This is a genomic window from Rhizobium pantanalense, from assembly GCF_030182525.1.
Lineage (GTDB): Bacteria > Pseudomonadota > Alphaproteobacteria > Rhizobiales > Rhizobiaceae > Rhizobium.
Map to the genome: position 1 here is coordinate 37725 of NZ_JAQJCH010000001.1, position 26662 is coordinate 64386.

A 26662-nucleotide genomic window follows, 5' to 3' on the forward strand; every position below is an offset into this window, starting at 1 on the left:
AAACAAATATCCCGGCTTCGAGCCGGGATATTTGTTTGAACCGTTCAGATCGATGGCAGGATTGTCGATCTGCCATCGGCGATCTTGAGGATAGTCAGGCTTCCGCCCATGGAAACGGCCGTATCGATACCGATGCGGCTCAGGCCAAAAACGGGATGCGAGCTCGGCGTGTGGCCGTGGACCACCAGCAGCGGCAATTGCGGACCGCCCGACAGGAACGGCTCGCGAATCCACATCAGATCCTCGTCCGTCTGCTCGCTTAATGGGAGGCCCGGTGTGATGCCGGCATGGACGAAGAGTATCGAACCGAAAGTGACGGCTACAGCCAATGAACGCAGCAGGTCTATATGGGCTGCCGGCATCGCCTTGAGCGTGATGTCGCGCAACTCTTCGATGCTATAGCCCAGGTCGAAAAGTATATGCCGGGCATCGATGCCGTAGGATGCGAGCGTCGGCAAGGCACCGAACTCCAGCCAATGGATATTGGCATCGGGGTCGTCGAGAAAACGCAGGAAGACGTCGTCGTGATTGCCGCAAAGCGCATAGCGGTCGAAGCCTTCGGGCGGCGGTGCGCTGAGATGCGCCAGCACATCGCCGGAGCGCGGGCCGCGATCGACATAATCGCCGAGATACATCAGCAGTTTTCGACCAGGAAGGCTGCGGGCATCCGCGGTGATGCGCCTTTCGGCCTCCACCATCTCATCATAGCAGCCATGGATGTCGCTTAGGGCGTAGATCGCTGTATAATCACGTCCCGTGAGATCGATACGGTCTCGTTGATGCTGCATGAAATCGACCGTTTCCTGCCGGGTCGTGCCTGAACGGCCGCAACAGTCCAATTGCTTGAGATAGTGTCGAAAAGCCTGCCTGTGGCGAGCCTATAGGGGACGGTATTCCAAGGATCGATCCGCCGCAAGTCTTACGGGCGCAGGCATTGGTCTGAACCGTTGAAATTGCAGAGAATTTCAGAACACCTTTGGCGGACCTCGCCCATGACGCGATCCCAGGACGGTCGCTCAGCCGCAATAGGCGGCTTCGAGCGCGGCAATGTCGAGCTTGACCATGCCCATCCAAGCCCGCATGACGCGAGCGGCCTTTGCGGGATCCGGATCGGCGATATACTTGCGGAGCACCGCTGGCACGATCTGCCAGTAGACGCCGTAGCGATCCGTCACCCAACCGCAATGCACCGGCGCGCCACCCTCGGCAAGGCCGTCCCAAAGGCGGTCGACCTCAGTCTGATCGGCGCATTCCACTTCCAGCGAGATCGCATGATTGTATTCGATGCGGTCGCCGCCGTTCAGTGCCATGAAGCGCTGGCCGGCAAGTGTGAAAGTAACGACCAGAACCTCATCGGACTTGCCGGAGGGCATGTCGACAATGTTCTTCTGCACGTGATCGATCCGGGAATCCGGGAAGAGCGAGACATAGAAATTCGCAGCTTCCTCGGCTTCCCGCGCAAACCACAGGCATGGGGCAATCTTGGACATTGGATGCTCCTCTCTCGTTGGATGCCCCAAGGACGAAAGAGGAGCGGCAAGGCCGACAGGGTGGCAGAAATTCTTTCGAATTCTTGCCGGCTACCGAGCAGCTAGACCAAGCGGCCGCCTCCATCGATATGCAGGACTTCTCCTGTTACGAAGCGGTTCGCCATCAGGAAGAGGATTGCCTGGGCGATATCCTCGGGCCTGCCGATATTGCGGCTGGGCAAGGTCGAGGCGGTTTGTTCGAGGACCTGCCGCTTCGCCTCACCCATCAATCCGTCGAGCAGGGGCGTATCCACCCACCCCGGCGAAACCGCGTTGATGCGCATCGGCGATAATTCGAGCGCGAGGGCGCGTACCGTGCTCTCGACGGCAGCGACCGCAGCTGCCACGACGGCACCGATGGCGGCGGGGCGCGAGGCGAATTGCCCGGAGGTCATGGTAATCGAGCTTTTGGCATGAAGAAGGGGAAGAGCGGCTTTGATGGCGAGCAAGGGGCCGATCAGGCGCTCGCTGACGACCTTCAGGAGATCCGCTTCCGACTGATCCTTAAGCGATTGCAGGTGCACAGTCCCCGCCGTGATCAGCAGATGATCGATCCTGTCGATCTCGGCGAATAACGACGGCTGCGGGGCTGCGATATCCGCAACGATCTGGGTTGCGCCGCCGATCGCTTCGGCGGCATCGCGGAGACGCTCAGGGTTGCGGGATAACAGAAAGAGGTTTGCGCCGGCGTGCTTGGCCTGCCTGGCGGTTGCCAGGCCGATCCCCGAAGAGCCGCCGATGATGACGATGTTCTGACCGTGAAACGATGGGGGCTCTGTATTGCCCGTTTGAATGTTGCTGGTCTGCAAGACTGGTTCTCCGATTGAATTGTTGACCGACCTGAAGATCGTTGATCGGCATATGCTTTGGAAGGAAGCGAATAGCGATGTCATTTATCGTAAAAGACGATAGAATACTGACATGGATATGCTTTCCGCCATGCGCATCTTCACTCGTGTCATCGAACGTGGCAGCCTTTCGGCCGCTGCGCGCGATCTTGGCCTCGGTCAACCCACCGTCAGCGAGCGCGTCGAGAAACTGGAGAAGCATCTGGGCGCGCGACTCCTCTACCGGACGACCCGCTCGGTGCAGGCAACCGATGCCGGCGCGCGCTTCTACGACTACGCCAAGCGCGCCATCGAAGCTGCCGAGGAAGCCGAGGCTTCGGTCGCATCGGCCGAAACGTCACTGACCGGAACCTTTCGGATCGCGGCACCGCATGGGCTTGGCGAGATGACTTTGCCCCGGCTGCTGGTCGAATTCCAGAGATTGCACCCGGCCCTGGCGATAGACATGACCTTGAATGATCGCTTCGTCGATCCGATGACCGAAGGCGTGGATCTCTCCATCCGTATCGGTGAGATCGGCAGCGGCAATTTCATTGCCCGCCGGCTTGGGACGATGCGACGGCTTCTGCTGGCTGCTCCTGGCTATATCGAACGAAATGGGCTGCCGCGTGAACCGGCGGAGCTTGCGGCACATCCGTTCATTAGGGTTGCCGGTTTCGCGGCAGACGAGCGGTTGCATCTGATCGGTCCCAACGGCAAGCCAGTGGAACCACTCATCCATACCAAATGGCGCGTCAATCATTGGAGGCCGCTGATGGAGGCGGTGCTGGCGGAGCGGGGGATAGGCGCATTGTTTGCGGCCGTCTGTGGCAAGGAAATCGCCGAAGGAAGGCTCGTTCCCGTACTTCCTTCCTATGAGTTCAGGCGGGTGGACGTCCATGCTATCTATCCGCCGGGGCCGCGTCCTGCGGCGAGGACGAAGGCTTTCCTTGCGCTGCTCGCCGAACGGACCGAACAGCTCTTTGCCGAGGTTTCTGGAGTGCCTTAACGGTCTGCCGCCAACCTCTCGGCGAATTCGATCGCCTCGATCAGGCTGCGTTCATTGGCGATGCCCTTGCCGGCGATGTCGAAGGCGGTGCCGTGGTCGACAGAGGTGCGCACGATCGGCAGGCCGAGGGTGATGTTGACGCCGGAAAGATCCATCCATTTGCCCGTCGCCGGATCGATCTCGAAGCCGAGCAGCTTGACCGGAATATGACCCTGATCGTGATACATGGCGATGACCGCGTCGTACTGGCTAGCGCGCAGCTTGATGAAAACCGTATCGCCGGGAACGGGGCCGACGATATCGAGCCCGTTGGACACCGCCTTGGCAATGGTAGGCGCGGAGATGTCGATATCCTGCCGGCCGAAGAGGCCGCCTTCGCCGGCATGCGGATTGAGTGCGGCCACCGCGATCTTCGGGCTGGCTATGCCGAGGTTTTTGAGAGCCTTGTGCGTGAGGTCGATGACGAGCCGCAGCCGCTCTGGCGTCAGGCGCTTCGGCACATCCTCCAGCGCGACATGGGTGGTGACGTGGCTCACACGCATATTGCCGTGGGCGAGCATCATGACAGAGCCGCGTGCGCCGGTAAGCTCCGCCAGCAGTTCGGTATGGCCGGCATAGTGGAAGCCGGCCTTGTTGAGGGCTTCCTTGTTGAGCGGTGCGGTGACGATGCTGCCGACCTTGCCCGATAGCGCCAGCTGAACGCCCTTTTCGATCGCCTTGAACGCCATGCGTCCACCGTCTGCAGAAAGCCGGCCCGGCAGGATCGGTTCGCCCTCGGCATCCGCCTGAATGAAGCACAGGTTCGGCCAGTCGCCCCCCATCTCAGCTTCCGGGATTGCGATGTCGAGGCTAAGCTGCTGCTCGGCAAGCCGCAGGGCTGGGCCGCTGCCGATAATTGTAAGTTTTAACTTACCTTTATCAAGCCGATCCTTCAGGCGGGCTGCTGCCTTGACGATGATTTCCGGGCCGATGCCGGCGGGATCGCCCATGGTGATTGCGAGGTGCCGCGTCATGGTTCTTCTCCTCCGGCAATCAGCCCATTTTCACTCAGGAGATCGCGCCATAGGGTGGGGCCGCCGAATGCGCCTGACTTTGAGATGACCGTGGTTCCCTCCCAAGGGCCGCCGACGATCGTCGAGCGGGGCAGGCCGGGTGCTGCCTGGCCGGTGATGCTGAGGGCTGACACGTCGAGCGCCGAGCAGAGATTGCGCAGGGTCTCGCCACCGGCGACGATCAATGTCCCTGGGGCGGGCAGTGCCTTGGCCATGCCGCCGAAGCTCGTCGCGATGCGTCTGGCTGCATCGTCGCGCTCAAGGCCCGTCGGCAGGTCGAGGCTGACCATGGCGACGCCGCTTTGCCGGATTTGATGATGGATGGCGTCGGCATCGGCCCCTTCCGCAAGCTTCAGCCAATTGGGGCCACAGGCTTGGAGCTGCGCCAGCGTGATCGGCTGGTCCGAGCCGAACAGCCCAAGCACGGGCCTTTGCAGCTTGCGCGAGATGGGGACGGAGGCCGTCTGGTGGCGCTCGGCTTGGTTGTTTTTGATGCGGGCCTGGCGATGGGTTGCCAGCTCGATGTTGCGTGCCAGAGCGCGGGCGAGGCCGCCGGTGCCGCTCCAGAGGACCGGCCCTTCCAGCTGCGACGATACCCATGCGATGATGGCATCGAGATCGTCATCCGTATGCGCATCGAAAATATGGATGCCATCCGGAATGGGCTTGCCTTCGAGCCCATCGAGTGGCGTGTTGAAGGCCGGCAAACCCTCGGCGCACAAATGCGCTGCGATATCGCCGCTGACATCGCGCCAGGCGTCCTTGCCGGCATAAAGCACCTGCCGTCCGCCGCGTGTGTGCCGCCCGTGATGCGGAAAGGCCGGCGCGAGGATGCAATGGCGCCAGTGGCCGAGCCGGAAGCAGGCCGCAAGCTCCACCGCCCAGGGGCCGCGAAACAGGCTGTCCACCTTCTTGAAGGCGAGATCGGCGCCCTCCAGCAGCGGCGCAATGCCGGCGACGATCGCCTCGGCTTCGGCGGCTGTCTTCTCGCGGGTGCCGCTGTCGATCGCGAGACAATCCGGCAGGTTCTTAGAAAGCGCATCGCTGCGTTCCACTGCGATCGGCCCATAGACGCCAACGAATTCGACGGCGGTATCGAGCGCGCCGGTCAAATCATCGGCAATGAGGCGGAGGGTGGGCATGAACTTCAGGAGCCTTCAGCGGGCCTTGCGGATATGAGATATCGATATGAAAAACCAAGCCTTAACGCTGCTTGAGAGAAGCGCCATCTTCAGCCTTCTATGAAGGATGTCAACGGGTTGCTTTGTCACTGATTCATATAAGGCCGCCGCATATGACATGAGAGTATTGCTGCGCAACCCCTTCTCCCCAGCGGGGAGAAGGTGCCGTTAGGCGGATGAGGGGGGGCTCGCCAAGAGCACGTAAGTCCATGAAGCAAACCGGTCCCCCTCATCCGACCCTTCGGGCCACCTTCTCCCCGAGGGGAGAAGGGACATGCCGTACCGTTGCGCTCCATATGCGGTTGCCCAAACGTTTCATTGGATGGGTACTGTGACTTTCGTCGTGGCCTCGCAGGCGCGTAATCGGGTGCCGCCAACGATGGCGGGCGCGATGCTCGCGCCTGCGAGGAAATCAGTTCTTCTGGAAATCAGGAAAGTCGGCGCTCAGCGTAACATCTTTCCAGGCATCGAAGTTCGCTTTCAGCGCCTCGAGGCGCTTGTAGGCGATATCGAGGGCCGGAGCGCCCAGCAGCAATCGAAGCGGCGGCACTTCGGCTTCGACCGCCTTTATGATGGCGGCTGCGGCACGTGCGGGATCGCCGGGCTGATTGTCGGAGGAAGCTTTCGTGGATTGGCGGCGTTTTCCAGCGGTGTCGTCATAGTCCTCGATCCGGATCGGGGACTCGACCATCGAGGGTCCGGCCCAATTGGTGCGAAAGGCTCCGGGTTCGACGATCGTCACCTTCAAGCCGAGCGGCGCAACTTCGTAGGACAGGGATTCCGAGATCGCCTCTACGGCAAACTTCGTCGCGTGGTAATAGCCTGTCGCGGCGAATGCGACGAGGCCGCCCAAGGACGAGATATTGACGATATGGCCCTTTCTGCGGGCGCGCATGCCGGGCAATATTTCCTTGGTGACATTGATGAGGCCAAACAGATTCGTTTCGAACTGTTTGCGTATGCCCTCATCATCGCCTTCCTCGATGGCGGCGAGATAACCATAGCCGGCATTGTTGACGAGCACGTCGATCCGGCCGAAGGCGGCGATGGCATTGGCCACTGCCGTGCGGATCGTAGAGATGTCGGTAACGTCGAGGCGGAGTGCCAGAGCGCGTCCTTCGTGCTCGGCGACCAGGGCCTCCAGCCGCTCGGGCCGCCTTGCCGTCACGACCGCCCGCCAACCGCGCTCGAGTACGGATTTTGCGAGCTCAAATCCGAGGCCCGCAGATGATCCGGTGATAAACCATACAGGTGTGTCGCTCATGCTCTGCTCTCTTGTTTGCATGTTCTGGCTGCCTTCTGTCGAAGGATCGCCTTGAGCAAACTTAGGAGCGACTGATATCCAAGCGTTAGGGCAGAAGGACCAGAGTTTCATACGATCCTTCCAATTTTGCCTGTTGGCGATATGATGGGCGAGAAATGCCGCGATCATCGAAAGCCGGATTTATGGAGCCGTCGACGCAGCTGCGAGAGCTGATCAGCCGCCACGCTATCGTGCAAAAGCAGACGACAGAGGTGCAGGGGCTGACGCTTTATAGGGTTGACCAGCCGACCCTGCCGACGGACACCGTCTACAGCCCGAGAATCTGCATGGTGTTGCAGGGGAAGAAGACGATCCGGCTCGGAGAGCGGGTTTTCAGTGTCGATTCCTCGCAATATTTCATCGCGACGGTCAATCTGCCGGTGTCTGCGCGGATTGAACAGGCCGATCCGGCGAGCCCGCACCTGGCGCTCTCCTTCGAACTGGAGAGGGAGGAGATCGCAAAGTTCCTGGCGGAAACTCCATCGACCCCTGCGGCGGAGCCTCACGATCACGCCGGAATTGCGGTGTCGCAGCAGACGCCGGAGATTGTGAGCGCCGCATTGCGCCTTGTCTCCTGCCTGGATGCGCCTGACGATATCGAGATGATGGCAAAGCTTGCCAAGCTTGAACTTTACTACCGGCTGCTGCGCGGCGAGCTCGGGCCGATGCTGCGGCAGCTTGCCACGCACGGAACGAATCTAGCGCAGATCGGCCGCGTCACCGACTGGATCAAGGGCCATTTCGCCGAAGCCATGAGCATCGGCAAACTGGCTGACATGGCGGGAATGAGCCCCACATCCCTGCATCGGCATTTCAAGGCCGTGACATTGATGACGCCGTTGCAATATCGGGCACTCATCCGGCTGCAGGAGGCGCGTCGAAGGCTGCTTCTTCGCGAGGGCAATGCGCGAGAGATCGGATTCGAGGTCGGCTATGACAGCCAGACGCAGTTCACGCGCGAATACCGCAAATTGTTCGGCCGGCCACCGGCGATGGACGCAGCCTTTCTCAGCGGCAGATGAACTTGACTTGCCGGATGATTTGCTCTGGAGAGTGAAGCGCACCGGGTTTGCCGATATCTGGCCATGTTCCTGCCCTAGCGGCAGAGGCCATTATATTTCGTCGTTTCAAGGAGGGCAGGGTGAGCTACGATTTCCATGTGGGCCAGAAGGTCGTCTGCATCGATGACAAATTCAAGCATGTCAGCATCGATCAGCTGATCCGCAAGGGGACGATCTACACCATCCGCTGGGTCGGCGAATACACGCATTATGTCGACGGCACCTTCATCGGCGTGAAGCTGGAGGAGATCCATCGCGGCAATGACGACGGCCCGGAAGGCTATGGCGCCGCCGATATGCCCTATCGCGCCAGCCGCTTCCGCCCGCTGGTGAAGGACAAGATCGCCTCGCTGAGAAAGCTTTTGGCACCGACGCCGGATGCGCCTGTCGAGCCAAAGGTCAAGACCAAAAAGACAGAGAAGGTCTGACGGCGGCGGCACCGAAGCCCGCCGCCCCTTTGGATTACCCCTGCCGCGCCCGCGCCAGCCCGTGCTCGATCAGCCGGCTGATGAGTTCGGGATAGGAAATGCCCGAGGCGCCCATGGCCTTGGGATACATGCTGATATTGGTGAAGCCGGGCATGGTGTTGATCTCGTTGATGACGGCGCTGCCATCCGGCCGCAGAAAGAAATCGACGCGCGCCAGCCCTTCGCATCCGAGCGCGCGAAAACCGTCCGCTGCCATGCGCTTCAGCATGTCTGCCGTGTCAGCCGGAATATCCGCCGGCACGGTGACGACGGCGCCGTTCTGGTCGAGATATTTCGCCTCGTAGGAGTAGAGCTCGTACGTTGCCGATGTCGCGATCTCGCCCGGCACGGAGACGAAGAGCGTACCATCCGGTTGCTCCAGCACGGCGTATTCGATCTCGCGGGCGCGCACGAATTCTTCCACCAGCACCTTACGGTCATGCCGGAAAGCCTCGGCAAGCGCTGTCCCGAAGGCTGCAGCATGCTGCGCCTTGCTGACCCCGACCGATGAGCCCTGGCGCGTGGGTTTGACGAAGACGGGCGAGCCGAGGGTGGCGGCGATCTCATCGAAATCGGGCTTCTCGCCGCGCGTCAGCGTTAGGGAGCGCGCCACCGGCAGGCCGGCCTCGCGCAGGAGGCGCTTTGCCATATCCTTGTCGATCGCGTTGGCCGAGCCCAGAATGCCGCAGCCGACGAGGGGCAGGCCGACGATCTGGGCAAGGCCCTGAATGGAGCCATCCTCGCCGTTCAGCCCATGCAGCACCGGAAACAGCACGTCGACCGCAGGCAGCTCGCGCGCACTAGTTCCTTCCAGCGCCAGCAACCGGCCCTTGCCGCCCGGAATCAGGCAGACTTGCCGGCCCTCATAGGCAATCGGCTCCGGCAGCGCGCCGCCCTTTTCCTCCACCAGCAGCCAGCGCCCGCCGCGATCGATCAGGATCGGCACGATCTCATATCTGCCGCCATCGATCGCCTTGACGACATTGCGGGCCGACATGACGGAAACCTCATGCTCGCTGGACTGACCGCCAAACAGAACGGCGACGCGTAGTTTCGACATTGAGGCTTTTCTCCCGGGCCAAGAAGGATGTGATGGGAGAAGGGTTTAAACGGGAGATTGCAGCGGAATTGGGGAGGGGCTGAGGTGTGCTGTCACAAGAACAGATTTGTACGTGCCGAAGGTCGCATCATGTCAGGGCACGCAGCTCCCCATCTGCATTGTCCAATTTGGGGAAAGGCAGAGCTTGATCGAAGATCGGCCACAATTCGTTGAGGAGGATTTTCGTTGCTCCATCGAAGTGGTTTAGACCAAGCGGCACCGGGACGTGCAGAATGAAATCAATATCTGCAAGGTCGCCACAGAAGGTAGTCTCGATCGGATTGAGGTTATCGTACATTAGCACGATGCCGACGTTTCGCGGTGGGTAGTTTCGCACCAGCTCGATGAGATCGATCTGCATGTGTGCGTAGGTGTCGATATAGTCCTTTGCGAGCACTATGGGATCCTGTCCAAGTCGCGCACCCTGCCAGCGGCTTTCCAGTGTCGTCCTTTCGATGCGGGCGAACAATTCCGGCCGAAAGCCGGTTTGGGGATTGATCGCGAAAGAGAGGATCGTGGCGTTGCTGCCGCTTTGCTCAAGCCGTTGATCCAGCAGCAACCCCATTCTGATCGCCGCGTATCCGCCGGCGCTGGAGCCGATCATTTTGATCGCCGTGATATCATGCTCGACGATGTAACGCGTGAGGATGTCGAGGATGCGGTCCTGATGCTCAAGATACCAGGAGCCCTTCTCTTCCACGAACCAGATGGCATGCGCATCGTAGCGGATGACTTTTCGATAATTCTGAAACCTTGTTCCGAACGGCCTGCCGGGCTGTTTGCCGGGACGATTCTCCGCGCCATAGGAATTGAAGTAGACGATCAGGTTATTGGAGCGATTTTGCCGGACAACCGAAAGCAGTTCTCCCTTTTGCGGCGCGGTCGTCTCAAAAATCGCTCGAAGTCCTCCGCCAATCATAATCGACTTCTATCCTCGACCACAACGAATCTGATTGGTGTATTATGGCGCAAACGCCAAGTTCAGGTAACGAGCAATTTTACGCTGGAGCTTAGCAATCGGCTCCGGCAGCGCGGCGCTCTTTCCTCCACCAGCAGCCAGCGTCCGGCACGATCTCATATCTGCCGCCATCGATCGCTTTGACGACATTGCGGCCGACATGACGGAAACCTCATGCTCGGTGGATTGACCGCCAAACAGGATGGCGACGCGTAGTTTCGACATTGAGGCTTTTCTCCCGGGCCAGCATGGATGTGATGGGAGAAGGGTTTAAACGGGGGATTGCAGCGGAATTGGGGAGGAGTGGCGGTGAAGAGGCTATGTTGACTAATCTAAATGACGGATTTGCAGGTTAGGCTTGCCAAGCCTTGTCCATCTTGCCGCTCTTTGTTACTCAACTTCCCATTGCGTAGCTTCTTTCCTGAGGATGATCGGCGCTCTAGCGAATAATGGGGGTGACGACTCACACTGGTTTCGCGATGTTCTAAGTATGATGTTTTGTGCGAGGGGAAATACATGCAAGACGCGCCCAATTTTTGGGGAGGTCGATTAGCACAGAAAATAGAGTATGTGCCTGGTGGTGATGTGCGGCTGAATGTTCCCAGGGCGGGAGGACATTATGAAATCACCAGCCGCGCCCGAGTGACCGTCTCTGAACTATCTGACCAGCAGAAGGCGTGCCTGACTACATGGCTGGTGGAGCAGCGTAGATTAGGTGTGGCGTTGCCCACAATTACTCCAGAAGTAGTGGAATTGACAAAGACTGCACGGCCTAAAACGTTGGCAGAGCGGCGAGATGGTCTGCTGGAGGCCATTTTAGAGCATGCTCCCAGATTGGGAGAGGCAATGAACCATGACGAAGCATTTAGATTCTCACTTGGAGAAGCTGATAGACCAAACCCCTATTGGGCGGAAGAGGACTATCTAATAGCTGCTACGGAGTCAGTCACCTTCAAAGAGGTTGAGACTCTTATCGGTTTCGCTAGGGACAAAGGCCTAATTGAAGCGGATGGCTATCAGCTTAGCTTGACGTTTGACGGCTATTCACATCTTGAGCAGCTTAAGGCTAATCCGCCCATTTCACTTCAGGCTTTCGTTGCAATGTGGTTCAATGATGACGTTTCAGACGCCTACACCAGGGGTATAGAACCTGCCATCATTGAGACTGGCTATAACGCGATGAGGATCGATCGGAAGGAACACAACAACAAAATTGACGACGAAATTATTGCCGAAATCCGCCGCTCTCGGTTCGTCGTAGCAGACTTTACTTGTGGTCTAATATCCAACGAGGGAACTCAGACGGCAATTCCTCGTGGCGGAGTTTATTATGAGGCAGGCTTTGCGCAAGGTCTCGGCATCCCGGTCATATGGACGTGTCGAGAAGATCACATAGGACACGTTCATTTTGACACCCGACAGTTCAATCACATTACGTGGAAAACGCCTCAGGAGCTGCGAGAGAGGCTGCGGAATCGAATAGGAGCTGTCTTAGGGGATGGTCCTTTGGCAGTAAAGCCTTGAGGATGGTAAGGGTAGGTTTCTTGCAAATCCACTTAGATGACGACTACTCGAAGTCGTTTCCGGTGAAGGGCTCTAGGTTGAATTCCATATGCAGCATGGCCGGTCCGCGCGTCTTGAAGCGCTGGAACATTAGGTGTCCTTCAGGTAGGCCGCCAAAAACCACCTCAGCATCATCCGGGAACTCTGCGAGGGCGTCTCTAAGTTCCCCCACGGTGATGCTTTTCGCGTTGGTGCCGGAGATAACTCCGCCGCTATGTCGATGACTGTGGTTATAGTTCTTCATAGTTCTGGCCTCTTGCGCTCTTGCAGTGTGAAACAATTAAACATTTTGCCAAAAGGGATCACCTACGATGAGGCCTCCATCCAGCCTGATCCTTGACGCCGAAGAGGTACTCATGGCCACAAGGTAGGCATCTGAATAAATCTTGTCGGGAGGCTGTTATACCTTGATGTTGCAGGTACGAGCGGCTGCGTTTCCCAAAGCAGACCGGGCAAAGTCTGTGAATTGGCTCCCCATTTGCCGCTTCTGCCTTGAGTTCGTACGCAAAGGTGTCTCCGCCAAAGTCTACGAGCTTATATCTGTCCGCAGTTGCTTTCCATTCTTCGACTTCCGACACCTTTTTCTTCAGTTCGGAGTTTTCGTGAAATACTTCAAAGAGCTGCGTCTGGGCAGTCATCGCGGATGACTGGGCATTGAGGATCAGCCCTTGCATCTCGATCACCTTGTCTCTAACCTGCGATAGGTCATTTATTTCCTTTACGGTCATGCCAATATCCATGGCCGTCTTCAAAGTTCCCATCAGCCCACTAATCATAGCCATATCGACCATGGCATTCCTCTCCTTTTAGAAAGTAACTCCTGAAACGTCTACAGTTGTGTAATTTTTGTCAAACAAAACATGAACATTTTCCCCGGGCACGGGACTTCGATATCGTTGGTGCAACGACTCAGAGGCTTAGGTCATGATCTTTTCGAGGTTCGCGTAGCAGAGGTGTTTGTGGAAAGAATTATGAGGTTTACACGGGGGGACTATGCCTGCATCTCCACCATACGCTCGACCGAAAGGTCAAGAGTCACCGTCTGATAATATATAATACTGGTTTTTTGGATGCAGTCAGAGGCCAGTCATTACCACTTAGGTCGGTCAATATTCATGACATGTTTTGTAGCTCTCCGACTGGCGGAAGCCATAGAGAACACTAACATACCGATGCTAAGGCACTTCCCGTAGAAAAAACTGGTGCTGCTAGAGAGATTTGAACTCTCGGCCTCTCCCTTACCAAGGGAGTGCTCTACCCCTGAGCTATAGCAGCATTCCGTGGCGCCACTTGAGTGCGCCGTATTGGGCGAGGCGGCTATTGCCATAGGTCGGGGCGGAGTGCAAGCCGCAAATTGCAAGTTCTTTAAAAGATAGCTGGAAAAAATGTGTCGGTCTTTTGGCGCCTAAGGTTTTCCGCTATGAGGAAGCCATGGGTGCGGACAAGACGAAAATCGATGAAGGGCAGGCTTTGCAGGGCGGTTCGGCCTCCGGCGAGGCGGGCGAGGCCGTGGGCGGCAAGCAGGTCACAGAGGCGGATCGGCGGCGCCAGCGTGCCGCGCAGAAGCTGCGCGAGAACCTGGCGCGGCGCAAGCAGCAGGTGCGGGCGCGGCGCGCCGGTCAGGCCGACGAGACGGACGGGCTGCCGGCTGCAAAGGCTGGGGATAATGCCGATTCCGCCGCAAAAAGGGACGAATCGCAATGATTGATGTCGCCCATCATCAAACGAATTGATGCGTTAATCTATTTCGTCTAAAGAGCGCCTTTTACCAGGTGCACGAAACCTGGCGCCCGCGACTTCAAGGCGCCCGGAACTATCAGGAAAGGCGGGCCTCGCCCGTATTGCTTATATGGATCGTATCAGGATTGTCGGCGGCAATGAGCTCAACGGTATCATTCCGATCTCCGGCGCCAAGAATGCCGCCCTGCCACTGATGATCGCCTCGCTTCTGACAAGCGATACACTGACGCTCGAAAACGTGCCGCATCTCGCCGATGTCGAGCTCCTGATGCGCATTCTCGGCAATCATGGCGTCGATGTTGCCGTCAACGGCCGGCGCGAGCGCCAGGAAGACGGCTATTCCCGCACGATCCATTTCACCTGCCGTACCATCGTCGATACGACCGCGCCCTATGAGCTGGTCGCCAAGATGCGCGCGAGCTTCTGGGTCATCGGGCCGCTGCTCGCCCGCGAGGGTCAGGCGCGCGTCTCGCTGCCGGGCGGCTGCGCCATCGGCACACGTCCGGTCGATCTCTTTATCGAAGGCTTGCAGGCGCTCGGCGCCACCATGGAAATCGATGGCGGCTATATCAATGCCACCGCGCCGAAGGGCGGCCTCATCGGCGCCCGTTATGACTTCCCGAAGGTTTCCGTCGGCGCGACGCATGTGATGATGATGGCCGCCACGCTTGCCCGCGGCACCACCGTCATCGGCAATGCGGCCCGCGAGCCCGAGATCGTCGACCTCGCCAATTGCCTGATCGCCATGGGCGCCAAGATCTCCGGCGCCGGCACCAGCACGATCACCATCGAGGGCGTCACATCGCTTTCCGGCGCCCGCCACCGCGTGCTGCCCGACCGTATCGAGACCGGCACCTATGCCATGGCGGTTGCCATGGCCGGCGGCGATGTCACGCTTGAGAATACCGATGTCGCCCTGCTCGACACCGCGCTCGAAAGCCTGCGCCGCGCCGGCGCCACGGTTTCGCCGACCAATAACGGCATCCGCGTCATGCGCAATGGCGGCGGCATCCAGCCGGTCGACGTCGTGACCGATCCGTTCCCCGGCTTCCCGACAGACCTGCAGGCGCAGTTCATGGCGCTGATGACCCGCTCCTCCGGCGTCTCGAACATCACCGAGACCATCTTCGAAAACCGCTTCATGCATGTGCAGGAGCTCGCCCGCCTCGGCGCCAAGATCTCGCTTTCCGGTCAGACGGCCCGCGTCGAAGGCGTACAGAAGCTGAAGGGCGCGCCTGTCATGGCGACCGACCTTCGTGCTTCCGTCTCGCTCGTCATTGCCGGCCTTGCCGCCGAAGGCGAGACGCTGGTGTCGCGCATCTATCATCTGGATCGCGGCTTCGAGCGGCTGGAAGACAAGCTGACGCGCTGCGGCGCCGTGGTCGAGCGCATCAGCGACTAAGCTCGCTGCGCTCTCCCCGAGCAATCGCATATGGGCAAATCGGCGCGGCAAATTCCTTCTCCCCTTGGGGAGAAGGTGGCCCGCCCCCTCGACAGGCTCAGGAGGTCGGATGAGGGGGGATATCGATTTGAATTCACGAGTTTTCGTATTCCTGGCAGGCACCCCCTCATCCGCCTGACGGCACCTTCTCCCCGCCGGGGAGAAGGGGGTGCGGCGACTTCCGTTCATATGCGATTGTCATGCCCCCGAGCAGCTTTCCGGTTTTCTGTATTCCGCTGTCGCAAAAGCGCGACAGCATTTTGGATGATCGGGCTTATTTCCATCCGTCGGCGCGAAGAGAGCCGGCAAGCCCGCTTTCTTCGGTTGCGTCTTTTGCGCTCCCATCCTATGTCCAGAATGGAGAAGCATCGGCAATCGCGCTTGCCGGGCGTTCTAACGGTGTGATCGGGGATAAAAGGACGAATGAGCGATCTCAAGCTAATGGCACTCGACACCGAGGACCTGGATGTCATCTCTGCCTATATGCAGGATAGCGTCTTCAAGGTCGGCGACATGTCCTATGCGCCGAAGCAGGAGCAGTTTTCGCTCGCGGCCAACCGTTTCGTCTGGGAGCAATCGGACCAGCGCAGCAAGCCTTACGAACGCCATCGTTCCGCGCTGGTGTTCAAGCGCGTACAGGCCGTGCGTTCCAACGGCTTCGATCGGCGAAACCGCGACGAAGTGCTATCGCTGCTTGCCATCCGCTTCGAGCAGAAGGGCGAGGGGCCTGACGGCACGATAGAGCTTGCCCTTGCCGCCAACGCCACGATCGCGCTCGATGTCGAATGCATCGAGGCCCAGCTTGCGGATATCGGCGGCGCATGGGAAACGGCCCATAAGCCTCGGCATCCCGACGCGGGCGAATAGATAGCGACGGTTGGATTTTTGCCGCCGCAGGCGGCCGCAGTGAAAGAGGAATATCAGTTTGGCTATCTGGCTGGATCAGGCGTCGGAAGGGTTCGAGCAGCAGTTCGCCGCATTCCTGACGACCAAGCGGGAAGTGTCGGAGGATGTGAATACCGTGGTGCGCGGCATCATTGACGATGTGCGGGCGCGCGGCGATGCCGCCCTTGCGGATTATTCCAAAAAGTTCGACGGCGTCGATTTCGCGGTAACGCCGATGCGCGTCAGCGAAGCGGAGATCGATGCGGCGATCGAGGCTGTTCCGGCCGAGGTCCTCGGTGCGCTGAAGGTCGCCGCCATCCGCATCGAATCGCATCACCGCCGGCAACTGCCGAAGGACGATATCTATGAGGACGACCTCGGCGTCGGTCTCGGCTCGCGCTGGACGGCGATCGAGGCCGTCGGCCTCTATGTGCCCGGCGGCACGGCGAGCTATCCGAGCTCGGTGCTGATGAATGCCGTGCCGGCCAAGGTCGCCGGCGTCGACCGCATCGTCATCGCCGTGCCGGCTACGGGCGGCGCCGTCAATCCTGCCGTGCTTGCCGCCGCGCGCATGGCCGGCGTCGAGGAGATCTACCGCATTGGCGGCGCGCAGGCGATCGCGGCCCTTGCCTATGGCACGGAGACGATCAAGCCGGTTTACAAGATCACCGGCCCTGGCAATGCCTATGTAGCTGCCGCCAAGCGCCAGGTGTTCGGTACTGTCGGCATCGACATGATCGCCGGCCCCTCGGAAGTGCTTGTTATCGCCGACAAGAATAACGATCCGGACTGGATCGCCGCCGATCTGCTGGCGCAGGCTGAGCACGATGAAAGCGCGCAATCGATCCTGATCACCGACGATGCCGAATTCGGCAGAGCCGTGGAAGCGGCGGTCGAGCGGCAGCTGAAGCGGCTCAGCCGCTCGCAGACGGCGGCGGCGAGCTGGTGGGATTTCGGCGCGGTCATCCTGGTCTCCGATCTGAAGCAGGCGATACCGCTCGCCAACCGCATCGCGGCCGAACATCTGGAGCTGGCGGTCGACGATCCCGAGCCGCTTTTGGCCGGTGTTCGCAATGCCGGCGCGATCTTCGTCGGCCGTCATACGCCCGAAGTGATCGGCGATTATGTCGGTGGTTCGAACCATGTGCTGCCGACGGCCCGCTCGGCGCGTTTCTCCTCCGGGCTCTCGGTGCTCGATTTCGTCAAGCGGACGTCGATCCTCAGGCTTGGAGCGGAGCAGCTTCGCGCGCTCGGGCCGGCGGCGATCGCGCTTGCCAATTCCGAGGGGCTGGATGCCCATGCGCGGTCGGTCGCGATCCGCCTCAATCTCGAGGGGTAAGGCATGGCCAAGGGCGTCTTCCGGCTGAGCGACGTGGTCCTGGACGACACGATCGGCCGCTCGACGCCCGATGTCGAGCACGAGCGCGCCGTCGCCATTTTCGACCTGATCGAGGAAAACAGCTTCGCGCCCGTCGGGCATGAGGGCGGGCCTTATCTGCTCAATCTTTCGCTGGTCGACCAGAAGCTGGTCTTCGACATCCGCATGGAGGATGGCGGCGTCGTCGCCACCCATATTCTGTCGCTGACGCCGTTTCGCCGGATCGTGAAGGATTATTTCATGATCTGCGAGAGCTATTACGAGGCGATCCGCTCCGCCACGCCAAGCCGCATCGAAGCGATCGATATGGGCCGGCGCGGCATTCATAATGAAGGCTCGCAGACGCTGATGGACCGGCTGAACGGCAAGATCAGCGTGGATTTCGACACGGCGCGGCGGCTGTTCACGCTCGTCTGCGTGCTCTACTGGCGCGGGTGACTGCCATGGACGAGCCGCAGGCGATTGAGCAGAATGCCAGGTCGCCCCGGGGCAAATCCCCCGGCGCCATCCTCTTCATGTGCGGCCTGAATACCATTCGTTCGCCCATGGCAGAAGCGATCGCTCGGCAGATGCTGCCGCAGGGCACGTATATCGCCTCGGCCGGCGTGCGTGCCGGCGAGCGCAATCCCTTCGTCGATGTCGTGCTTTCGGAGATGGGGCTTTCGCTCGGCCGGCGGCAACCGCAGACCATGGAAGAGCTGGAGGATGATTTCTTCGATGTCATCATCACGCTCTCTCCCGAAGCGCATCACGCCGCGCTGGAATTGACGCGGGCCAATGCGATTGATGTCATCTATTGGCCGACGATGGACCCTTCCGCGACGGATGGAACACGCGATCAGGTTCTGGACGCCTATCGCGGGGTGAGGGACTATCTTCTCGGCCTGATCGAGAGCAGGCTTGTGGAACATCGCGGCTCGCTTTAGAGCTGCAAATGAAACAAATGCAGAAACCCTTATCAACGTGGTTCACAAAACCGCGGCGATTGTGTAGTTTCCGCGCAAATTTCCGGCGACCCAGCCTTTTTAACGGGAACGCCGGCCCCAACCGACAGGAAAAGAAGCTTTAATGCCGAAAGAAGAAGTCCTCGAATTTCCCGGTGTCGTCACCGAACTCCTGCCGAACGCGACCTTTCGCGTGAAGCTGGAAAACGAGCACGAGATCATCGCCCACACCGCGGGCCGCATGCGCAAGAACCGCATCCGCGTTCTGGCGGGCGACAAGGTGCTGGTGGAAATGACCCCTTACGACCTGACCAAGGGCCGCATCACCTATCGTTTCAAGTAATTCGCCGCTCGCTGGAGCCGGATGCCGCCGACATTTTCGGCATCATGCTCCGGAGCCGGCTCTCATTCCCGCATGACAGGTCGAGATCTGATGGCGTTGAAACACAAGCTGATACTGGCCTCCGGATCGCCGCGTCGCGTCGAGCTCCTGCATCAGTCAGGCATCGAGCCCGCGCGTCTCATGCCCATGGACATCGACGAGACGCCAAAGAAATCGGAGCATCCGCGCTCGCTGGCGCGCCGGCTTTCGGCGGAGAAGGGCGATGCCGCCTTTGCCGCCATCAAGAGCGATGCCGCCTGGCAGGGGAGCTATATCCTTTCGGCCGATACGGTCGTCGCCGTCGGGCGGCGCATCCTGCCGAAGGCGGAATTCGTCGATGAGGCAGCTGCCGCCCTGCATCTGCTCTCCGGCCGCGGCCATGTCGTCTATACCGGCATCTGCCTGATCACGCCGGACCGCAAGGCGCGCCAGAAGGTGGTGGAAACCAAGGTACGTTTCAAGCGGCTTTCGAGTCGCGATATCGACATGTATCTTGCCTCCGGCCAGTGGCGCGGCAAGGCGGGGGCCTATGGCATTCAGGGGCTTGCCGGCTCCTTCGTGCAGAAGCTCGTCGGTTCCTACACCAATGTCGTCGGATTGCCGCTTTATGAAACCATGCTGCTGCTGGCGGGCGAGGGCTTCGATGTCCATGCCGGATGGCAGGAAGGATAGTTGTCATGACGAAAGCTGAAGAGATCAAGGTCGGTTCGAAGGTCGAGCCGCTGCGCAAGACGCGTCCCTGCCCGGAATGCGGCCGCCCTTCGGTGCGTGAACATTATCCCTTTTGCTCGGATCGCTGCCGTTCCGTCGATCTCTCGCGGTGGCTCAACGGCTCCTACGCCATCCCCGTGACCGAGGACGAGACGAAGGCCGACGGCTCCGATCAGGACTGAATGCGTTTTCCAAGGGCTCGACCTTACGAACCCCTTAATTTTGTTCGCGAATTGGCAAAATTCGATTTCCTGTCAAAAAAGAGTCATTTGCGGCTGGACATGGCCGAACAAGATGCTATAACCCCGCTCGCTTCCGGGGTGAACCAACCGCCCAATGCCTTTCAAGGCTCTTCTCTCGACGCGAAGCACGGATGCCCAGATAGCTCAGTTGGTAGAGCAGCGGATTGAAAATCCGCGTGTCGCTGGTTCGATTCCGGCTCTGGGCACCATCTTTTCTCCCCAATCATGCGGACAATGAAGCTTGACGCTGGCTTCGACCAATTCTTCGCCGAGATCGTGTATTTGCAAGAATACGCGGCGGATGCGTTGACCGAGGTTGCATAGCTCATTACGTGTGGTGCATGACCGCAACAATCCTGTGGTTGCGTTTCATTAATTCGGTGCATGACCCCATCAAGATATTGATGACATTTGGAATCAAGCGTACGAATTATTGACAGATCACCTATTGATTCGTAGCGAGTCATACCGCACTTTAGATACAGCGGGATAAAGTGATCTCGTAAAAGCCGGCGTTAATTGCAATAGCAAGCTACCGAGGCGCCATGTTAAACAACGATGTTCTGTTCAACACGTTCGCCCGTACTTTTGAAGCACGGCGCGAAGTCGAGATGTCATTCTCAGAATACCTGGAAGCGTGCCGGGATGATCCGCTCATGTACGCAAATGCGGCAGAGCGGCTGCTGGCAGCCATGGGCGAACCACTGCTGATCGATACGGCCAAGGATACAAGGCTTGGGCGTATTTTCATGAACCGGACCATCCGGACTTATCCGGCTTTTTCGGGCTTTTTTGGCATGGAAGAGACGATCGAACGCATCGTCGCCTTCTTCCGCCATGCGGCCCAGGGGCTGGAGGAGCGCAAGCAGATCCTCTATCTGCTCGGGCCCGTCGGCGGCGGCAAGTCATCGCTCGCCGAGCGGCTGAAATCACTGATGGAAGTTCATCCCATCTATGTGCTCAAGGCCGGAAACGAGCTGAGCCCGGTCTTCGAAAGCCCGCTCAGCCTGTTCGATCCCGTCACCATGGGGCCGATGATCGAGGAGCGCTATGGCATTCCGCGCCGGCGCCTGACCGGACTCATGAGCCCTTGGTGCCTCAAGCGGCTGGAAGAGTTCGAAGGCGATATTTCCCGTTTCCGCGTCGTCAGGATGCAGCCCTCAAGGCTGCGGCAAATTGCCGTCGCCAAGACGGAACCGGGCGACGAGAACAACCAGGACATCTCCTCGCTGGTCGGCAAGGTGGATATCCGCAAGCTCGAAAGCCTCGCGCAGAACGATCCGGATGCCTACAGCTACTCCGGTGCATTGAACCGTGCCAACCAGGGCATTCTCGAATTCGTCGAAATGTTCAAGGCACCGATCAAGATGCTGCACCCGCTGCTGACGGCGACGCAGGAAGGTAATTACATCGGTACGGAAAATATCGGTGCGATACCCTTCTCCGGCATCATCCTGGCGCACTCAAACGAGTCGGAATGGCAGACATTCAAGGCCAACAAGAACAATGAGGCATTCATCGACCGTATCTGCGTGGTGAAAGTGCCTTATTGCCTGCGGGTCACCGAAGAGCAGAAGATCTATGAGAAGCTGATCGAGGAATCCGAACTTAGCGATGCGCCCTGCGCGCCGTCGACGTTGGAGACGCTCGCCCGCTTTACGGTTCTGACGCGGCTTTCCAAGCACGAGAATTCGACCGCCTTCTCCAAGCTTCGGGTCTATGACGGCGAAAGCCTGAAGGAGACCGATCCGAGAGCGCGCAGCGTGCAGGAATATCGTGACTCGGCCGGTGTCGACGAAGGCATGGATGGAGCCTCCACCCGTTTTGCCTTCAAAGTGCTGGCGGCGACCTTCAACTACGATACGACAGAAGTCGGCGCCGATCCGGTGCATCTGATGTACATGCTGGAGCAGGCAATCCGCCGCGAACAGCTGCCGCTTGAAACCGAGAAGCTCTATATCGAGTTTATCAAGAGCGAACTGGCGCCGCGCTATGCGGAGTTCATCGGCAACGAGATCCAGAAGGCCTATCTGGAATCCTATGCGGATTACGGTCAGAACCTCTTCGATCGCTATGTCGACTACGCCGACGCCTGGATCGAGGATGTCGATTTCAAGGATCCGGATACCGGCCAGCTTCTAGACCGCGAACTCCTAAACCAGGAGCTCACCAAGATCGAAAAGCCGGCAGGCATCGCCAATCCGAAGGACTTCCGCAACGAGGTGGTCAAGTTCTGCCTGCGGGCACGAGCGAGCCACGGCGGCAAGAACCCGTCCTGGACCAGCTACGAGAAGATCCGTGAAGTCATCGAAAAGCGGATGTTCTCTCAAGTCGAGGACCTTCTGCCCGTCATCTCGTTCGGCTCCAAGAAGGATGGCGAGACGGAGAAGAAACATGGCGAATTCGTCGAGCGGATGGTCGCGCGGGGTTACACCGAACGGCAGGTCCGGCGGCTTGTGGAATGGTACATGCGTGTGAAACAGGCGGGATGAGCCACCAAGGAAGAAGGAATGCACATTGTTGACAGACGCCTGAACCCAGGCGGAAAAAGTCTGGAAAATCGTCAACGATTTTTGCGAAGAGCAAAAGCGCTGGTGCAGAGAGCGGTCTATGAATCCTCTCAAAATCGCGACATTCAGGATATTCTGAAGGGTGGCGAAATCAGCATTCCCCTGGATGGAACCGAGGAACCTCGGTTCCATCGCGGCCCGGAGGGCCTGAAGGAACATATTCTTCCCGGTAACAAGGACTTCATCGAAGGCGATGTGCTTCCCCGCCCTGAGGGCGGTAGCGGCAAGTCACGGGCCGGCGGCGATGGAACCGGCGAGGATGCCTTCCGCTTCATCCTGACACGGGACGAATTCCTTGATCTCTTCCTCGACGATCTCGAATTGCCCGATCTAGCCAAGCGCCGCCTGATGTCGGCGGACCAGATCAATCCGGTACGCTCGGGCTATTCGGTTACGGGATCGCCCGCCAATCTTGCCATCAACCGCACGATGCGGCTTGCCATGATGCGCCGTGTCGCGCTGCATCGCCCGAAGCCGGAAACGGTGGAAAAGCTTATCGAGGAGGCCGAGGAGTGCACGGACGAGAAGCGCCGCGCACAGCTCGAAGACGAGATCAAAAGACTGGAATCGAAGGTCCGGCGCATTCCCTATATCGACCCGATCGATATCCGGTATCGCCGTTTCGAGAACGAGCCGAAGCCGGTGGCGCAAGCCGTCATGTTCTGCCTGATGGACGTTTCCGGCTCGATGACGGAGCACATGAAGGATCTCGCCAAGCGCTTCTACATGCTGCTCTACATTTTCCTGACCCGGCAGTACCGCCGCGTCGAGATCGTCTTCATCCGCCATACCGACGTAGCGGAAGAGGTGGACGAGGAGACTTTCTTCCGCAGCCCGGCGACGGGCGGCACGCAGGTTTCGAGCGCTCTCGAAGCCATGCGGCGGATCGTGCGGGACCGTTTCCCGGCTTCCGACTGGAACATCTACGCCGCCCAGGCGTCGGACGGCGACAATGCCTATTCCGACAATGCGACGACGGCAGCGCTGATGACGAGCGAGATTCTGCCCGTCTGCCAATATTTCGCCTATCTCGAAGTGGGGGAATCACGCAGCGTCGCGATCTCGTCCGGTTCGGCGATCTGGTCGCTCTACGAGCGGATGCAGGCGGGATGGCCGGTGCTTTCCATGCGGCGTGTCAGCGATCGCAGCCAGATCTATCCCGTCTTCCACGATCTCTTCCAGCGCCGAACGGCGGAAACAAGGAGCGGATAATGGCAAAAAAGGCATCGATAGAGCGGCTTTTCGAAGGCGCGGACTGGGATTTCGCCACCATCCAGCGAATTCACGATGCCTGCGAGAAGATTGCCGTCGAGGAGCTCGGGCTCGATGTCTACCCCAATCAGATCGAGATCATCACCGCCGAGCAGATGCTCGACGTCTATTCCTCGATCGGCATGCCGCTCTTTTACAAGCACTGGTCCTTCGGCAAGCATTTCGCCCATCACGAGGCCTTTTACCGCAAGGGCTTGCGAGGCCTTGCCTATGAGATCGTCATCAACAGCTCGCCCTGCATCTCCTATTTGATGGAGGAGAATAGTGCGACGATGCAGGCTCTTGTCATCGCGCATGCCGCCTTCGGCCATAATCACTTCTTCAAGAACAATTATCTCTTCAAGCTCTGGACCGATGCCGAGGGTATTCTCGACTATCTCAACTTCGCCAAGAGCTATGTGGCACGCTGTGAGGAGCGCTATGGCCATGCCGCCGTCGAGCGCACGCTGGATGCTGCCCATGCGCTGATGTCGCATGGCGTGCATCGCTATGCCGGCAAGAAGACGCCGGACCTGCGCGATGAGGAGAAGCGCGAGCGTGAGCGGCGCGAATATGACGAGAAGATCTTCAATGATCTCTGGCGCACGGTTCCGGCCGGGTCGGGCAAGAAGACACAGGATCTCGATCTGGAGCGGCGACGCTCGCTGGCGGGCCTGCCGCAGGAGAATATTCTCTATTTCCTGGAAAAGATGGCGCCGCGCCTAAAACCCTGGCAACGCGAGATCATCCGCATCGTGCGGCATGTCGCCCAATATTTCTACCCGCAGAGCCAGACCAAGGTGATGAACGAGGGCACGGCGACCTATGTGCACTATCGCATCATGACCCGGCTGCATGAGCTCGGCGGCATCGGCGACGGCGATTTTCTGGAATTCCTGAAATCGCATACCAATGTGGTTTTCCAGCCGACCTTCAACGACCCCCGCTATTCCGGCCTCAACCCCTACGCGATCGGTTTTGCGATGATGCAGGATATCGAGCGCATCGTGACGAAGCCGGAAGAGGAGGATCGCCAATGGTTCCCGGAAATCGCCGGCACCGGCGATGCAATGGCGGTGCTGCGCGATCTCTGGGCCAATTATCGCGACGAGAGTTTTGTCGCGCAGTTCTTGAGCCCGCACCTGATGCGCAAGATGCGCATGTTCCAGCTGACGGATGATCCGGAAGAGGAAGAGGGGCTGAGGGTTGCCGCCATTCATGATGAGCGTGGCTACCGGCGCATCCGCCGTGAATTGTCACGGCAATATGATGTCGGCTGGATCGATCCGCATATCGAGATCGTCGATGTCGATCTTGCCGGCGACAGGCGGCTGCTGGTCAAGCATACGGTGCTGAACGGCGCAATGCTCGACGATATGGATGCCAAGCGTGTATTGCAGCATCTGGCCGATCTGTGGAGCTACGACGTGCTGATGCAGGAAGTCGACCGCTCCGGCGCGGTACTTCGCGATCATCTCGTCCATCCGCGCGCCTCCGCGCTTGCGGCTTAGCCCTTACGGCTACTTTTTCGATTGCCGCTTATGGCCGCTCACTTGCGCGCCGTCTTCCGGCCGCAGCTTGAGAAAGCCGGGTATGCCGAGCAGCGGGATCACGGCCATCAGCAAAAATGCAATGTGGAATTTCTCCGGCGTCAGCGGCGATCCATCCAAAGTCACCAGCCCCAGCAGCATGGCGGCGACGGAGACGCCGAAGCTGACGCTCAATTGCTGCAGCACACCGCCGAGACTGGTCGCGCGGCTGAGTTGAGCAGCCGGAGTATCGGAATAGGATAGCGTATTGGACGTCATGAACTGTCCGGCCCGCGCCAGCCCGAAGATGAAGACATAGATGATGATGAACCAGTGCGGCGTATCGGGTGTGATCAGCGCGAAGCCGGCGACGACGGCCGCACCGAACACGGCGCTCCAGGTCAACATGCGATCGAAGCCATAGAGCTTCAGCAGTTTTGCCGAGACCGGCCGCACGGCAAGGGCGCTCAGGGCGCTGACGAAGGTCAGCGTGCCCGAGACGATCGGACTCAAGCCGAAGCCGACCTGCAGCATCAACGGCAGCAGGAAGGGCACACCATTCAGCCCGACACGACAGATGCCGCCGGCAAGGGTACCGATGCGGAAGGTGCGCAGCTTGAAGAGAGTGAGATCCACGGCTGGAGATTCCGCTGTTCTGGCATAGCGAATGAAGCCGACCAGCAGCAGGCCGGCGGCGGCAAGCGTCAGGACAATAGCCCATACGGGGATTGTCGGGCGGCCGATATTCTCGATGCCGTATTGCAGAAGCACGCAGCCGAGGCCGACCATGACGAAGCCGGGAAAGTCGAATTTGATGGTCTCGTCGCGTTCGGTATCCTCGACATAGCGCAGCGCCATGGCCATGCCGATCAGGCCGAAGGGCAGGTTCACCCAGAAGATCCAGCGCCAGGATAGATAGGTTGTCAGGAAGCCGCCAAGCACCGGCCCGATCACTGGTCCGATGACGGCGGGCAGGGTCATGTAGGTCATGGCAGTCACGAGCTGGCTGCGTGGGAAGCTGCGAATGAGGATGAGGCGCCCGACCGGCGTCATCATCGCGCCGCCAAAGCCCTGCAGCGTGCGCGTGGCGATAAGCATCGGCAGACTGGTTGCCAGTCCGCAGAGGATCGAACCGATCGTGAAGATGAAGAGGGAAAGCGTGAAGATGCGCCGGGCGCCGAAGCGATCGGCAAACCATCCGCTCACCGGAATGAACATGGCAAGCGTCAAAAGATAGGTCGTGACCGCCAGATTCATGCGCAGCGGCGTTGTCTCAAGGCTCTTGGCGATATCGGGAACAGCAGTGACGAGGATGGTTGAATCCAGCTGTTCCATCAGGAAGGCGACGGCGACCACGGCGGGGATGATGTAGCGCAGGCGGGGATTGCGTTCGACCGCAAAAGTCTGGCCCTGCGGATTGGGATCTATCGAATCCATGAAGTGAAATGGCTTTCCAACGTCCGGCTGGGGACCGGCGCGTTTGACGATTTGCATGAATCCCTTCGGAAACCGCCTCGTGTGCTCTCGGGAAACATGGTGC

The 26662-nt window shown here is 59.3% G+C and carries 28 protein-coding genes and 2 tRNA genes; 17 read left to right on the top strand and 13 right to left on the bottom strand.

The window, feature by feature from the left end:
• Positions 1-44 precede the first annotated feature (44 nt).
• The 3 genes from PH558_RS00190 to PH558_RS00200 form a co-directional block, all read right to left on the bottom strand.
• Positions 45-788, bottom strand: a complete 744-nt coding sequence (locus tag PH558_RS00190) for a metallophosphoesterase family protein (protein WP_483314112.1) — start codon at positions 786-788, stop codon at positions 45-47.
• A gap of 228 nt (positions 789-1016) precedes the next feature.
• A complete protein-coding gene (locus tag PH558_RS00195) occupies positions 1017-1490 on the bottom strand; it encodes a VOC family protein (RefSeq protein WP_285201497.1) in 474 nt (157 codons plus the stop codon).
• Between the two features lie 101 nt (positions 1491-1591).
• On the bottom strand, positions 1592-2338 hold the full coding sequence (locus PH558_RS00200) for an SDR family oxidoreductase (protein ID WP_095435928.1): 747 nt from the start codon (positions 2336-2338) through the stop codon (positions 1592-1594).
• Positions 2339-2450: 112 nt separating this feature from the next.
• Here PH558_RS00200 and PH558_RS00205 point away from each other — a divergent pair, with 112 nt between their 5' ends.
• Positions 2451-3365, top strand: coding sequence for a LysR family transcriptional regulator (locus tag PH558_RS00205; RefSeq protein WP_095435927.1), 915 nt, complete (start codon positions 2451-2453; stop codon positions 3363-3365).
• On the opposite strand, the gene pdxA is transcribed toward PH558_RS00205, so the two are convergent.
• The 3 genes from pdxA to PH558_RS00220 form a co-directional block, all read right to left on the bottom strand.
• Positions 3362-4378 carry a 4-hydroxythreonine-4-phosphate dehydrogenase PdxA gene (gene pdxA, locus PH558_RS00210; protein ID WP_285201502.1) on the bottom strand — a complete coding sequence of 339 codons (1017 nt, stop codon included), beginning with the start codon at positions 4376-4378 and terminating at the stop codon, positions 3362-3364. The genes PH558_RS00205 and pdxA overlap by 4 nt on opposite strands.
• Positions 4375-5559 (bottom strand): four-carbon acid sugar kinase family protein, encoded by a 1185-nt coding sequence (locus PH558_RS00215; RefSeq protein ID WP_285201504.1) that lies wholly within the window; start codon positions 5557-5559, stop codon positions 4375-4377. The genes pdxA and PH558_RS00215 overlap by 4 nt, the downstream gene beginning before the upstream one ends.
• Positions 5560-6010: 451 nt before the next feature.
• The gene (locus tag PH558_RS00220) at positions 6011-6862 is read right to left on the bottom strand and encodes an oxidoreductase (protein WP_285201505.1); all 852 of its coding nucleotides are present in this window, start codon (positions 6860-6862) and stop codon (positions 6011-6013) included.
• A gap of 182 nt (positions 6863-7044) precedes the next feature.
• On the opposite strand from PH558_RS00220, the gene PH558_RS00225 reads away from it, so the two are divergent.
• Together PH558_RS00225 and PH558_RS00230 are read left to right on the top strand one after the other, a co-directional pair.
• Entirely contained in the window at positions 7045-7923 is an 879-nt protein-coding gene (locus PH558_RS00225; RefSeq protein ID WP_285201510.1) for an AraC family transcriptional regulator, read from the top strand.
• Between the two features lie 119 nt (positions 7924-8042).
• Complete coding sequence (locus PH558_RS00230; RefSeq protein ID WP_004117911.1) at positions 8043-8390, top strand: CAP-Gly domain-containing protein; 348 nt, start codon at positions 8043-8045, stop codon at positions 8388-8390.
• 34 nt (positions 8391-8424) lie between these two features.
• Here the strand turns inward: PH558_RS00230 and PH558_RS00235 are convergent, their stop codons facing one another.
• The 3 genes from PH558_RS00235 to PH558_RS00245 all read right to left on the bottom strand — a co-directional run bounded on the left by PH558_RS00235 (position 8425) and on the right by PH558_RS00245 (position 10711).
• Positions 8425-9489, bottom strand: a complete 1065-nt coding sequence (locus PH558_RS00235) for a D-alanine--D-alanine ligase family protein (RefSeq protein ID WP_285201511.1) — start codon at positions 9487-9489, stop codon at positions 8425-8427.
• A gap of 127 nt (positions 9490-9616) precedes the next feature.
• Positions 9617-10447, bottom strand: a complete 831-nt coding sequence (locus tag PH558_RS00240; RefSeq protein ID WP_285201512.1) for a hypothetical protein — start codon at positions 10445-10447, stop codon at positions 9617-9619.
• 42 nt (positions 10448-10489) lie between these two features.
• Complete coding sequence (locus PH558_RS00245; protein ID WP_285201513.1) at positions 10490-10711, bottom strand: hypothetical protein; 222 nt, start codon at positions 10709-10711, stop codon at positions 10490-10492.
• 291 nt (positions 10712-11002) lie between these two features.
• Here PH558_RS00245 and PH558_RS00250 point away from each other — a divergent pair, with 291 nt between their 5' ends.
• Positions 11003-12010, top strand: coding sequence for a hypothetical protein (locus PH558_RS00250; protein ID WP_285201514.1), 1008 nt, complete (start codon positions 11003-11005; stop codon positions 12008-12010).
• Positions 12011-12053: 43 nt separating this feature from the next.
• Here PH558_RS00250 and PH558_RS00255 read toward each other — a convergent pair whose 3' ends face one another.
• The 3 genes from PH558_RS00255 to PH558_RS00265 all read right to left on the bottom strand — a co-directional run bounded on the left by PH558_RS00255 (position 12054) and on the right by PH558_RS00265 (position 13324).
• Positions 12054-12293, bottom strand: coding sequence for a hypothetical protein (locus tag PH558_RS00255; RefSeq protein WP_285201515.1), 240 nt, complete (start codon positions 12291-12293; stop codon positions 12054-12056).
• A gap of 58 nt (positions 12294-12351) precedes the next feature.
• On the bottom strand, positions 12352-12840 hold the full coding sequence (locus PH558_RS00260) for a hypothetical protein (protein ID WP_285201516.1): 489 nt from the start codon (positions 12838-12840) through the stop codon (positions 12352-12354).
• A 409-nt stretch (positions 12841-13249) separates the two neighbouring features.
• Positions 13250-13324: transfer RNA gene (locus PH558_RS00265), tRNA-Thr, on the bottom strand.
• A gap of 156 nt (positions 13325-13480) precedes the next feature.
• Here PH558_RS00265 and PH558_RS00270 point away from each other — a divergent pair.
• The 13 genes from PH558_RS00270 to PH558_RS00330 all read left to right on the top strand — a co-directional run bounded on the left by PH558_RS00270 (position 13481) and on the right by PH558_RS00330 (position 25104).
• Complete coding sequence (locus tag PH558_RS00270) at positions 13481-13753, top strand: hypothetical protein (RefSeq protein WP_285201517.1); 273 nt, start codon at positions 13481-13483, stop codon at positions 13751-13753.
• A 145-nt stretch (positions 13754-13898) separates the two neighbouring features.
• Positions 13899-15191 (top strand): UDP-N-acetylglucosamine 1-carboxyvinyltransferase, encoded by a 1293-nt coding sequence (gene murA, locus PH558_RS00275; RefSeq protein WP_285201522.1) that lies wholly within the window; start codon positions 13899-13901, stop codon positions 15189-15191.
• 462 nt (positions 15192-15653) lie between these two features.
• Positions 15654-16097: a DUF2948 family protein gene (locus PH558_RS00280; RefSeq protein ID WP_285201525.1), complete on the top strand. Its 444-nt coding sequence runs from the start codon at positions 15654-15656 to the stop codon at positions 16095-16097.
• 58 nt (positions 16098-16155) lie between these two features.
• Positions 16156-17454 carry a histidinol dehydrogenase gene (gene hisD / locus PH558_RS00285; protein WP_285201527.1) on the top strand — a complete coding sequence of 433 codons (1299 nt, stop codon included), beginning with the start codon at positions 16156-16158 and terminating at the stop codon, positions 17452-17454.
• Positions 17455-17457: 3 nt separating this feature from the next.
• Positions 17458-17931: a UPF0262 family protein gene (locus PH558_RS00290; protein WP_112722616.1), complete on the top strand. Its 474-nt coding sequence runs from the start codon at positions 17458-17460 to the stop codon at positions 17929-17931.
• Between the two features lie 5 nt (positions 17932-17936).
• A complete protein-coding gene (locus PH558_RS00295; RefSeq protein WP_285201528.1) occupies positions 17937-18419 on the top strand; it encodes an arsenate-mycothiol transferase ArsC in 483 nt (160 codons plus the stop codon).
• Positions 18420-18561: 142 nt separating this feature from the next.
• Positions 18562-18780, top strand: coding sequence for a translation initiation factor IF-1 (infA, locus tag PH558_RS00300; RefSeq protein WP_004117876.1), 219 nt, complete (start codon positions 18562-18564; stop codon positions 18778-18780).
• A 90-nt stretch (positions 18781-18870) separates the two neighbouring features.
• On the top strand, positions 18871-19491 hold the full coding sequence (locus PH558_RS00305; protein WP_095435914.1) for a Maf-like protein: 621 nt from the start codon (positions 18871-18873) through the stop codon (positions 19489-19491).
• Positions 19492-19496: 5 nt separating this feature from the next.
• Complete coding sequence (yacG, locus tag PH558_RS00310) at positions 19497-19712, top strand: DNA gyrase inhibitor YacG (protein ID WP_095435913.1); 216 nt, start codon at positions 19497-19499, stop codon at positions 19710-19712.
• A 193-nt stretch (positions 19713-19905) separates the two neighbouring features.
• Positions 19906-19981 (top strand) — tRNA-Phe (locus PH558_RS00315).
• 336 nt (positions 19982-20317) lie between these two features.
• Positions 20318-22264: a PrkA family serine protein kinase gene (locus PH558_RS00320; protein WP_069615949.1), complete on the top strand. Its 1947-nt coding sequence runs from the start codon at positions 20318-20320 to the stop codon at positions 22262-22264.
• An 18-nt stretch (positions 22265-22282) separates the two neighbouring features.
• Positions 22283-23554, top strand: a complete 1272-nt coding sequence (locus tag PH558_RS00325) for a YeaH/YhbH family protein (protein ID WP_113230880.1) — start codon at positions 22283-22285, stop codon at positions 23552-23554.
• Positions 23554-25104 (top strand): SpoVR family protein, encoded by a 1551-nt coding sequence (locus PH558_RS00330; RefSeq protein ID WP_285201529.1) that lies wholly within the window; start codon positions 23554-23556, stop codon positions 25102-25104. The genes PH558_RS00325 and PH558_RS00330 overlap by 1 nt, the downstream gene beginning before the upstream one ends.
• Before the next feature lie 9 nt (positions 25105-25113).
• On the opposite strand, the gene PH558_RS00335 is transcribed toward PH558_RS00330, so the two are convergent.
• Positions 25114-26559 carry a DHA2 family efflux MFS transporter permease subunit gene (locus PH558_RS00335; RefSeq protein ID WP_285202710.1) on the bottom strand — a complete coding sequence of 482 codons (1446 nt, stop codon included), beginning with the start codon at positions 26557-26559 and terminating at the stop codon, positions 25114-25116.
• Positions 26560-26662: the final 103 nt, after the last annotated feature.